General features: G+C 42.5%; 12 protein-coding genes. 6 read left to right on the top strand and 6 right to left on the bottom strand.

Translation table 11 applies throughout. From position 1 onward, the window contains the following. Positions 1–102: 102 nt before the first annotated feature. On the bottom strand, positions 103–597 hold the full coding sequence (locus ACI3E5_RS15505) for a hypothetical protein (protein WP_005226198.1): 495 nt from the start codon (positions 595–597) through the stop codon (positions 103–105). A gap of 136 nt (positions 598–733) precedes the next feature. Between ACI3E5_RS15505 and ACI3E5_RS15500 the strand changes: the two genes are divergently transcribed. Both ACI3E5_RS15500 and ACI3E5_RS15495 read left to right on the top strand, forming a co-directional pair. After that, the gene (locus ACI3E5_RS15500; protein WP_005226199.1) at positions 734–1,261 is read left to right on the top strand and encodes an HdeD family acid-resistance protein; all 528 of its coding nucleotides are present in this window, start codon (positions 734–736) and stop codon (positions 1,259–1,261) included. Positions 1,262–1,381: 120 nt separating this feature from the next. Next, complete coding sequence (locus tag ACI3E5_RS15495) at positions 1,382–1,825, top strand: hypothetical protein (RefSeq protein ID WP_005226200.1); 444 nt, start codon at positions 1,382–1,384, stop codon at positions 1,823–1,825. A 32-nt stretch (positions 1,826–1,857) separates the two neighbouring features. Here the strand turns inward: ACI3E5_RS15495 and ACI3E5_RS15490 are convergent, their stop codons facing one another. Then, the gene (locus ACI3E5_RS15490; RefSeq protein WP_498822076.1) at positions 1,858–3,792 is read right to left on the bottom strand and encodes a heavy metal translocating P-type ATPase; all 1,935 of its coding nucleotides are present in this window, start codon (positions 3,790–3,792) and stop codon (positions 1,858–1,860) included. Positions 3,793–3,977: 185 nt separating this feature from the next. Here ACI3E5_RS15490 and rsxC point away from each other — a divergent pair, with 185 nt between their 5' ends. The 3 genes from rsxC to ACI3E5_RS15475 are packed head-to-tail and all read left to right on the top strand — an operon-like array spanning position 3,978 to position 6,975. Then, complete coding sequence (rsxC, locus tag ACI3E5_RS15485) at positions 3,978–5,315, top strand: electron transport complex subunit RsxC (RefSeq protein ID WP_034857394.1); 1,338 nt, start codon at positions 3,978–3,980, stop codon at positions 5,313–5,315. Beyond that, complete coding sequence (locus tag ACI3E5_RS15480) at positions 5,308–6,378, top strand: RnfABCDGE type electron transport complex subunit D (protein WP_015509781.1); 1,071 nt, start codon at positions 5,308–5,310, stop codon at positions 6,376–6,378. Before rsxC ends, ACI3E5_RS15480 begins: the two co-directional genes overlap by 8 nt. A 24-nt stretch (positions 6,379–6,402) precedes the next feature. Then, entirely contained in the window at positions 6,403–6,975 is a 573-nt protein-coding gene (locus ACI3E5_RS15475; RefSeq protein ID WP_015509782.1) for a hypothetical protein, read from the top strand. Between the two features lie 36 nt (positions 6,976–7,011). On the opposite strand, the gene ACI3E5_RS15470 is transcribed toward ACI3E5_RS15475, so the two are convergent. Beyond that, positions 7,012–7,209, bottom strand: coding sequence for a hypothetical protein (locus ACI3E5_RS15470; RefSeq protein ID WP_015509783.1), 198 nt, complete (start codon positions 7,207–7,209; stop codon positions 7,012–7,014). A 135-nt stretch (positions 7,210–7,344) separates the two neighbouring features. On the opposite strand from ACI3E5_RS15470, the gene ACI3E5_RS15465 reads away from it, so the two are divergent. Next, complete coding sequence (locus tag ACI3E5_RS15465; RefSeq protein WP_005226206.1) at positions 7,345–7,617, top strand: hypothetical protein; 273 nt, start codon at positions 7,345–7,347, stop codon at positions 7,615–7,617. 88 nt (positions 7,618–7,705) lie between these two features. Here ACI3E5_RS15465 and ACI3E5_RS15460 read toward each other — a convergent pair whose 3' ends face one another. The 3 genes from ACI3E5_RS15460 to ACI3E5_RS15450 form a co-directional block, all read right to left on the bottom strand. Next, positions 7,706–8,077, bottom strand: coding sequence for a hypothetical protein (locus ACI3E5_RS15460; RefSeq protein ID WP_005226207.1), 372 nt, complete (start codon positions 8,075–8,077; stop codon positions 7,706–7,708). Between the two features lie 168 nt (positions 8,078–8,245). Then, positions 8,246–8,791: an ECF transporter S component gene (locus tag ACI3E5_RS15455; RefSeq protein ID WP_325845143.1), complete on the bottom strand. Its 546-nt coding sequence runs from the start codon at positions 8,789–8,791 to the stop codon at positions 8,246–8,248. Next, complete coding sequence (locus ACI3E5_RS15450) at positions 8,775–9,194, bottom strand: DUF4430 domain-containing protein (protein WP_325845142.1); 420 nt, start codon at positions 9,192–9,194, stop codon at positions 8,775–8,777. The genes ACI3E5_RS15455 and ACI3E5_RS15450 overlap by 17 nt, the downstream gene beginning before the upstream one ends. Positions 9,195–9,249: the final 55 nt, after the last annotated feature.

The raw sequence follows: 9,249 nt of genomic DNA, 5'->3' as shown, positions 1-9,249 counted from the left end.
AACAGTTAATTTTATCGTACAAAAAAGGAGTGGATTTCTCCACTCCATAAAAGTCTAACTTTTTGGGGTCACTACATTAAACTGGCAGTAATCGAGGGTCTTTTAGTCCTTTGTTCCTTGATCATGATCGACTAAAATATCGATCGGTGTCCCTTCATTCAAGTGTTCTGACAAGAAAACAACCAATTCTGCTAATGGCTGCTTGAATTTCATCAATGGGCCTCTCATCCCTCTTCGAAAATAGTTCATCTTGATGGGCTGCCCTTCCTTTTCTTGAAATAAAACGACTCGATCGATCTCTTGGTAGAGTACCCCTTTGATACTCATTGGATGGACAATGATTCGATCAAGTGCTAAGCCGCGGCTATCTAAAACAAAGCTCAAAAAGACCAAACCCGAAACGATCCCTCGCACCCGATTATCAAGTGCCTCTTCCATCATCACCATAGATAGGATAATCATTACTGAAAAAATCGTAATGGCGACCTTGCTTAGTTTGCGCTCCACAGCAAGAAATTGAATGTCTTTCCGTACCACGAATAAATAAAGGTATAAAACGATCGTAAAGGCACACATCACTAGCGTTAACCCACTCATAATACTCTCCGTTCTGTTTTCTTTTCCTTATTCTACCAAAAAACCATCTGATACAAAAGGCTTAGCCTATTTCGTAGGTTTTTTGATATCTATTTTAACAAGAATTCGGTACAATAGGAAAAAAGGAGGAATTATCATGAATGCATTTTTTGATAAATTACAACGCTATGATTTACTTCGTGCCGTCGTATATATCGTCTTTGGCTTCATCATCTTGATTGCACCACGATCTGTCTTCAACACGATCGTTTATCTTGTTGCCGGGTATATTGCATGTTTAGGGATCATTAGCTTGTATACGAGCTACAAAGAAAAACAAAAGGGCTATCGCAATGTGCAATCAGTCTCTGGTATCTTACTGTTGATTGCGGCAGCTGCGATTTTAGTTTTTGCCAAAGGATTACTTGCCATCGTGCCATTTTTCTTAGGAATCATGATCACCATCAGCGGTTGCACCCGATTGATGGCAAGCTTTAACCAAAAACGCATTGGCTTACCTTATATCACTAGCTTGATCATCAGTCTATTGATCATTGCTGCAGGGATCATCCTAGTATTGAATCCCTTCGCCACTTGGTTGTTGTTCTTCCAAATTTTTGGCGGGATCTTGATTTTCATGGGTGCCTCCGATGCGGTCAACCATTTTCAACGAAAAAGAGCCTAATAAATGAGAATGTTTTAAAATTTCCTACGAATCTAACATCTACATGTAGACTTTTCCCGCTATTCCTTTTAAAATAGGAGATATCAAACAGTCAGTCCATTGACACGCGGGAGGTGCGACATGAAGAAAATCAAGCAAGAAGCAAAACATCCAAACGATGTACCGGTAATTTTTTTGACCGATGCAACTGGCAAAGTCGTACGAAAAATCTCGATCAATGAGTGGCGTGCGCTTAAAGCAACCCCTGACCAGATCGAAGAACTTGATATCAAATTGTATCGTGAAGCAATCAGTTTCTATCTTCAAGAAGACTACGCAAAAGCAAAAGATCTTTTGCATTTCTTGATCAACAAAACAGACTATAGTCATTATGAATACGTGGAACGACTAGCAAATATCTACCGCATCGAAAACCGTCCCGCTAAAGAAAAAGACCTGTTACTGACTGCTTATCATGCAATCAAACCGTTGGATTCCTCTGAAGGGATTTTAAGAAGGATCGAAAATCGATTGCAAAAAATCGATGCCTTTGATTTTCCAACTTCGACACAATTCAGTCATTAAAAAAGCAGCTATCCTTCGATAGCCGCTTTTTTTTATGCATCTGGCAGTTTGCGCAAAAGGCGCAACCCGTTAAACAATACAATCAACGTACTTCCTTCATGGGCAAATACCCCCAGTCCAATATTCATTTTTCCAAATAGATTCAACCCGACTAATAATGCGACGATAAACATGGAGAAGAAAATATTTTGCCAAATGATTCGATCCATTTTCTTCGCTAAGCGATAGGCATACGCGAAGCGTGAAAGATCATTTTTCATGATCACGGCGTCCCCCACTTCGATAGCAACATCTGACCCTTCCCCCATCGCAAAACCGATGTCTGCCTGAACAAGTGCGGGCGCATCATTGATGCCATCCCCCACCATGGCGGTTTGTCCGTAGGCTTCTTGGAGTGCTCGAACCGCTTCCGCTTTGTTCTCAGGTAGCACATTAGCCGCCACTTGATCAACGTTTAGCCGCTTTCCGATGGCTTCCCCAGCAGACGCACTATCTCCGGTGATCATAACGGTATGGATCCCTTCATTTTTTAAATAACGAATCACAGAAGCTGCCTGTTCGTTCGGCTCATCCATCAAAGCGATGATTGCGACAACCTCTTCATTGATGGAAAAAATGACCATCGTTTTTCCTTGCGCTTCCAGGTGACGGTACTGTTGCTCCAACGAACCTGTTAACTGGGAGTTTTCGGTTCTTTTTCCTAATCGATAGGTTTTTGTTCCTGAGACGGCTACTAAACCGGAACCAATCTCATTCGTAACCGTCAGCTGTTCGCATTGCTGCCCTTTATTGTTCTTCTCAAAATAAGTAACGATCGCATCTGCTAATGGATGATTGGCTTGTTTTTCCAGCGAAACGATGATGGAAGCGGCCTCTGCTTGATCGATGGCTTCAGCGAAAATGACATCCGTGACCGTTGGTTTTCCGACGGTCAACGTGCCCGTTTTGTCAAATGCCACCGCTTTGATCTGAGCAAAATTCGTTAAGTAGTTGCTGCCTTTAAAAAGAATCCCTTTTTTCGCTAGATTTGAAATCGCAGATAAACTAGCAGGTACCGCACTTGCCGCTAACGCACAAGGAGACGCTGCAATCATCATCACGATCCCGCGATAAAAACTGGTATACCAATCCCAACCAAGTAGAAACGGTGCTGTTAAGATGAACAAAGGGACTGCAATGAAAACAATGGTTACATAGATTGGTTCGATTTTTTTGATTCGTGTTTCTGTTGGTGACTGATTCGACTGTGCCGCTTCAACGACTGAAAGAATTTTGGCAAAGACCGTTTCCGAGCTGTCTTTTGTGACTTCCATCAAAAATGTTCCATTGCCATTGATGGTACTGCCATAAACTTCGTCTCCCGCTGTTTTTTCTCGCGGTATACTCTCGCCATTGATGGAAGCTTCGTTGATGGCACTCGTGCCAGAAAGAATCACCCCATCTGTTGCTAACTGATCACCAGGCAAAACTTGTAAAATATCCCCTTTTTTTATCTCTGAAGCAGCAATTTTTTTGGCTTTCCCATCTGGGCCCATCAAACGTGCTTCCGTTGGATTCAATTTGAGAAGATTGGTGATTTCACGTCGGCTTTGCCCTTCCGCGTATTCTTCTAAAAAGTGAGCACCAGCAAAAATCAAAATCAGTAAGGCTGCCTCATTAAAATTGCCTATGATCATTGACCCTATCGCTGCTAATAACATCAATAGATGGACATTTGGCGTAAAGCGCCGATTGATTCTTGTACTTTTTACGGTATCCTCGATCCCTTCCCACGAAATGTGGTAGCCCGCTAATAAAACTGCAGCAAAATAAACCCCGTCTTTTACCCATTGATTCGAAATAAACAGCGCCACTATAAAGAAGATTACCCCCGCGAAGTAAACCTTACGAGGAAACGTCCCATGATCATGGGTATGCGTATGTCCCTTCGTTTTTGTGTGCTCGTGTTGACAAGTATGTTCAGCCATCATCAAAACCTCCTCTATTCCATCGAACATATGAACGATCAATCATGTTTATACCCTGATTATATATGAACAAACAATCATATGTCAACCGAAATAAGTTTTTCTTGTGAAATGTAAGCGTTTATGGTTTTGAGAATGCGGATGGCATGCTAGAATAAAGTTAGGAGAAAAAAGGAGTGTTGGCTATGAGAACATTTACTGGCGGAATTTCACTAAGTCCCCCGTTACAAATGTTAAAAGAAAAATTAATGATCGAACAAGATGAAATCCTTACCTTTTCACCCACGATGGTCTTTATCCCTTTGGCACAACATATTGGTGCCCCTGTCGAACCGACGGTTTCCGTTGGTGAGTACGTCAAGCAAGGGCAAGTGATCGCTGAAGCAGATGCCTTTGTGTCTGCGAAAGTCCATGCATCTGTTTCGGGCAAAATCGTCGATATTGTCGATTGGCCAAATCAAAACAATGAAGAAGGAAAAACCATCATCATTGAAAACGATTATGCCTTCGATAATGATTTTTTGTCTACCCCATTCAACTGGCAATCTGCTGCTAACGAAACGATCCTCAAAAAAATCCGTCAAGGCGGTATCGCCGGCAAAGGCGGTGCAACGTTTCCCACCCATGTCAAATTCAGTATTGATGAAAATAAAAAAATCCATACCTTGATCTTAAACGGATCTGAATGTGAGCCCTTTTTGCGCAGTGATGCCTTCTTAATGCAAAAAGAAGCCCAAAAAATCATCCAAGGGGCAAAAATTGCCCAAAAATTGTTAGCTGATCCAAAAATCATCATTGGCATCGAGGATGATAAACCGCTAGCCATTTCAGCGATGCAAGCCGCAAGTGCAGAGGATGACACGATAGAAGTCGTTACTGTCCCAACTGTTTATCCAACCGGTGGTGAAAAGCAGTTAGTAGAGTTATTGACCGATCAGGAGGTACCTTTAGGCGGTTTGACTGCCGATATTGGGATCGTATTGATCAATGTTGCCACCAGCTTTGCCATCGCTGAAGCGGTCTGTTATGACAAACCGCTGATTGAACGCTATACAACCGTGACTGGTGATGTTCAACATCCACGCATCGTCAAAAATCCTTTAGGAACACTCGCAGGAGAGTTGATCGATTTTGCTGGCGGCTTTCAAGGTGCGCCCAGCAAGCTGATTCTTGGCGGCCCCATGATGGGGAAATCCGTCAAAACATTAAAGGTTCCGGTCACCAAAGGCAGCAACGGGATCGTTGTTTTTAATGAAGAAACCGATTGGCTATATGCCGAAAACCCCTGCATTCGCTGCAATAAATGTGTCGAAGCTTGTCCGATGCGCCTGATGCCGATGGAGATCGATCAATTCTATCGAGCAGGCGATTATCAAAAATGTGAAGAATTGCTGGCAGAAGCGTGTATCAATTGTGGTGCTTGCACCTTTGTCTGTCCAGCCAAACGTTCCTTAGCTGCCAACATCACTGCCGCAAAAGGCAAGGTTGCACAGCTGCAGAAGGAGGCGAAGGAAAGTGCCTGATTACTACAAGGATTCCGATAGCGAGCGCCTCTTTCAGCAACGAAAAAACCAAGAAACACCACCAAGCCCCCATATTCGCAGCAATGACGAAACAGTCAAAATCATGGGCTGTGTAGTACTAGCCTTACTACCAGCAGTTTTATTCTCGGGCTACCTTTTCGGGCTCAAGGTATATGGGTTGTTTTTCATTGCGCTAGCCACGGCGTTTGCCGCCGACGGAATTTGGTCCTACCTCATCAAACGGCCATTTCGTTTCGATCTAAGCATCGTTGTGACGGCATTGCTTTTAACGATGAATCTTCCACCGACCGCACCTTGGTATTTCCCAGTGATCGGGGTGGCGTTTGCCGTGATCATCGTCAAAGAATTTTTTGGCGGTATCGGCTATAACTTTTTAAATCCAGCCCTTGGCGGTCGCGCCTTGTTGATTGGCTTGTTTTATAACCAGATGTTTTTGATCAGTTGGCCAGATCCACCTTTTGGCAGCATCGCACCTGATGTGGTTTCGCAAGCTACGGCGAACGATGTCGTTTCTGGTGCTACGCCGTTAGCTGTCATGAAGGCCGGGGACACCTTAAGCGGTTCTGATCTGTTGGATGCTTTTTTAGGATTTACTGGGGGACGAATCGGTGAAACCAGTGCCTTGCTTTTACTGCTGGGTGGAATTTTTCTCGTTTACAAGAAAATCATCTCCCCTCGTATCCCACTGATTATTTTTGCTACTATCGGGCTCTTTGCTTTTATCCTTGGTCCAGAAGGACTTTTTACTGGCAGTTGGCAAACGGTGATTGGGCATATCATCAGCGGTGGTGCCATGTTGGGTGCGATCTATATGGCGACTGATTATTCTTCGACTCCAGGAACAAAAGCAGGAGAAAATCTTTTTGCCTTAGGCGTGGGGCTTCTCGTTGTCCTCTTCCGTTTCTTTGGTTTCACAAACGAAGGCATGAGCTATGCCATCTTGATCATGAATTGTTTTACTCCACTCATCGATCGCTTCTTACGCCTTCGCATTTTAGGGGAAGGAAAAAAGACCCCGTTCAACCTTAAAATCATGAGCTAAAACGCAAGAAAGGAGCGTTCTCATATGATGATCGCCAATCGACTAGTGGTCTTCCTAGTCATTCTACTCACAAATTACGCCTGTCAAAATTTGGCGCCGACCGTCAAAGAAAAAAAACCGAACGTGACGACACGGGTGGTTTTCCTGTCAGGGATCATTGCAGTCGCATACTTGTTGAGCGGTTTAAGTTTTTATCTTTTGCTTCAAAATCGCTTTGTCTATGGCAATCAAGTGGTCACCAATTTGGTAAGTGCTGCCATCATCGCCTTGATTACTGCCAGTTTATGCTTACTGATCGTTCCAGCAAAAAAACGTTTCTTGACGAATGATCTAAAAAAGACGACCCTAGTCAGTGTCATCTTGCTGACGATCGCCACTGTGACCCAATTTCCCTATACCGATTATTTAACCAATTTATTTGTTGCTGTAGGCATGTATTTTCTCTTTTCCTGTGCTTTGTCAGGGGTTCATACACGAAATCAAATTGCCGCAATTCCGCCAATTCTGAAAGGCCTACCCCTGGACATCGTGACACTTTTTCTATTTTATCTGAGCTTTTCCTTTCTCAACGGTGTCTTCTTCAATTATTTATTCTAAACAAAAAGCAAGTCCCGCTTTGGCAGCGGAACTTGCTTATTTCTTGCGGAATATTTCTCTGAAGGAACCGATCAAAAAACCAGTCGAAAAAGCATTTTGTGCTTTTTGTTCTTTTTCAGCAGCGATTTTTTGTCGTGTTCGCAGCCCTTTATTGGCATTTTTGGACTTCTTCCCTTCACGGAGTTCTTTCGAAGCCTTTTGAAACTCTTTTGAGAAACGGTTATACCCAACCATTCCTTTTGCCTCCTTTCTTTTTACGTGGCACATAATAACGAGGATTTATTATAGGAATTGCCTTTCTGATGCAAATCAGGTAACATAACAGACAGAAAGATGATTTATCCCAGGTTTATCAGAAAGGAAGATCCCATGAACGAAACCCACACTGGATTGTTAGTCAATAGCCGTGTTTTTCAAGAAACGCCAATGATGCTAACAGGTATCCAACTTTTAGAAGACCACAAAATCGTGAATTGCATTATTAAGGATCGCTACTTAGCCAGTTATGTCTTACGCCTTCCTTTAAATAAATACCAATTAGAAGTCGAAGGAAAATGGAACAAGCGGGAACAGTTAGTGATCAAGCATATGAAAATCAAGAATATCGATGAGTTTATTAAAATCGTCGGTACACCAGAATAACAGGACTCACGAAAAGCAAGTGCAGGCAACTGCCCTTGCTTTTTTTTGAAAAAATCCAGCTGATTTTTCCCGCGTGTTCCTCCGATGTTTATCGCGACATTCTGGTAAACCGATCGATCAAGGCTTTTTGCTCCTCTTTGATACCGATCGCCAACGGTTTGATCATTAGTTTGACAGTGGTCGAAGGTGTCTGAATCTGGACTTTTTTATTTACCACACCGCCTAGTTGTAATTTTGTGATCTCGTGGATCATAATTGTCTGCATCCCTTTTTCATGAAATTGCAGATCTAACTGAATCAAGTGGATTTTTTCTTCGTCAACCACCACGATAAAATACTTTGGTGTTGGCAGGGCAATCATTTTGGCTTCCTCGGCATAACCAGCCAGTTTTCCATGGAACTTCGCACGGTAGCTTTCTAAATCATCCTTTTTCACGATCCATTTCATCAAAAGCCACATCCTTCCTTAGATACCTTAAGGATACCTGCAGAAACCGCTTTTGCACAACAATATGCCTGCTTGTTTCCTCACATAACCCCTTTCACCTCGTTTGATCGTCAAAGACTTTTCCTCTAGTCATGGACGTTTTGCCCGACACTAGCTAACTCAACAAAAAAAGCGAAGCGCTTAGTGCCCTTCGCTGTTGTTCTTTGGATAGTAGTGTTGGAAAAGCCGCAGAAAAATCGGTGCTAGTAACAGATAAAAAATGCCATTGCCTATTGCGTGGAGGGCATCAAAGCTCAATCCTTGAAAATAATAAGTCCAAAAGCTAGGAAACCCATAAAGTTTGACACTGATCCAAGATATCACAAAGCCATAAGCAAACCCTGCAAATACACTGTAGCTGACTTGTAAAAGCATCCGTTTCATAAACAGCTTGCTTTTTGACAACAGATACATCCCCAAAATAATGATTGCATAGCTAACTAATTGAGCAATCGTCCATATTCCCATTCCCATGTAAAAATTGGTAATCAGCATCGAGAGCAGACAAACGATCAATCCACGACTAAGACCTAAATGGATGGTTACTAATAAAAAGATCACCGTCATTGGTTGAACATTGGGTAAGGGTTGAAAAAGTGACCTGCCGACGACGGCCGCTGCCACAAGCAGCCCTAAATAAGCAATTTCTTTTCCAGCAAATGCAAGTGGTTTATTCGAATTTTTCATAGGTGAAAACCACTTTATCGTTGTTTCCTAAAAAGGTATCATCTGCCCCAGTTGTAATCATTTCATCATTGATCGTATATGTCCAATAATAGCCAGCTTTTTCATCTTGCGCTAAACCGTCAATGCTGGTGATCATCCCTTGATTTTCTTCCAAGTCAAAGTTCTCTTTCATGATAGTCATCAAAGAAACCCCTTCTTTAAAAGTGACCGTTTTGGTTTCGATCTCCTGGTCTTGCTCTTCACTTTTATTATTGAAGCTGATTTGGGCAGTGCGCTCTTCGGCGTTTTGTTGGACTGACGAAGATTCACTGGAGGAGTTTCCCGCATCCGTCGATGGTTTGGCACAGCCGGCAAAAACCAGACTTAGTAAAAAAATATAACTAAAAACAACTGTTTTCTTCATAATAATGGCTCCTTTGATTTTTTTTACAACACCTTATTCTACTAAAAATTAATAA

It is taken from the genome of Candidatus Enterococcus avicola (assembly GCF_047470845.1).
Lineage (GTDB): Bacteria > Bacillota > Bacilli > Lactobacillales > Enterococcaceae > Enterococcus_D > Enterococcus_D casseliflavus.
The sequence above is the reverse complement of the archived record's forward strand: the minus strand, read 5'-3'. Positions and strand labels throughout refer to the sequence as shown.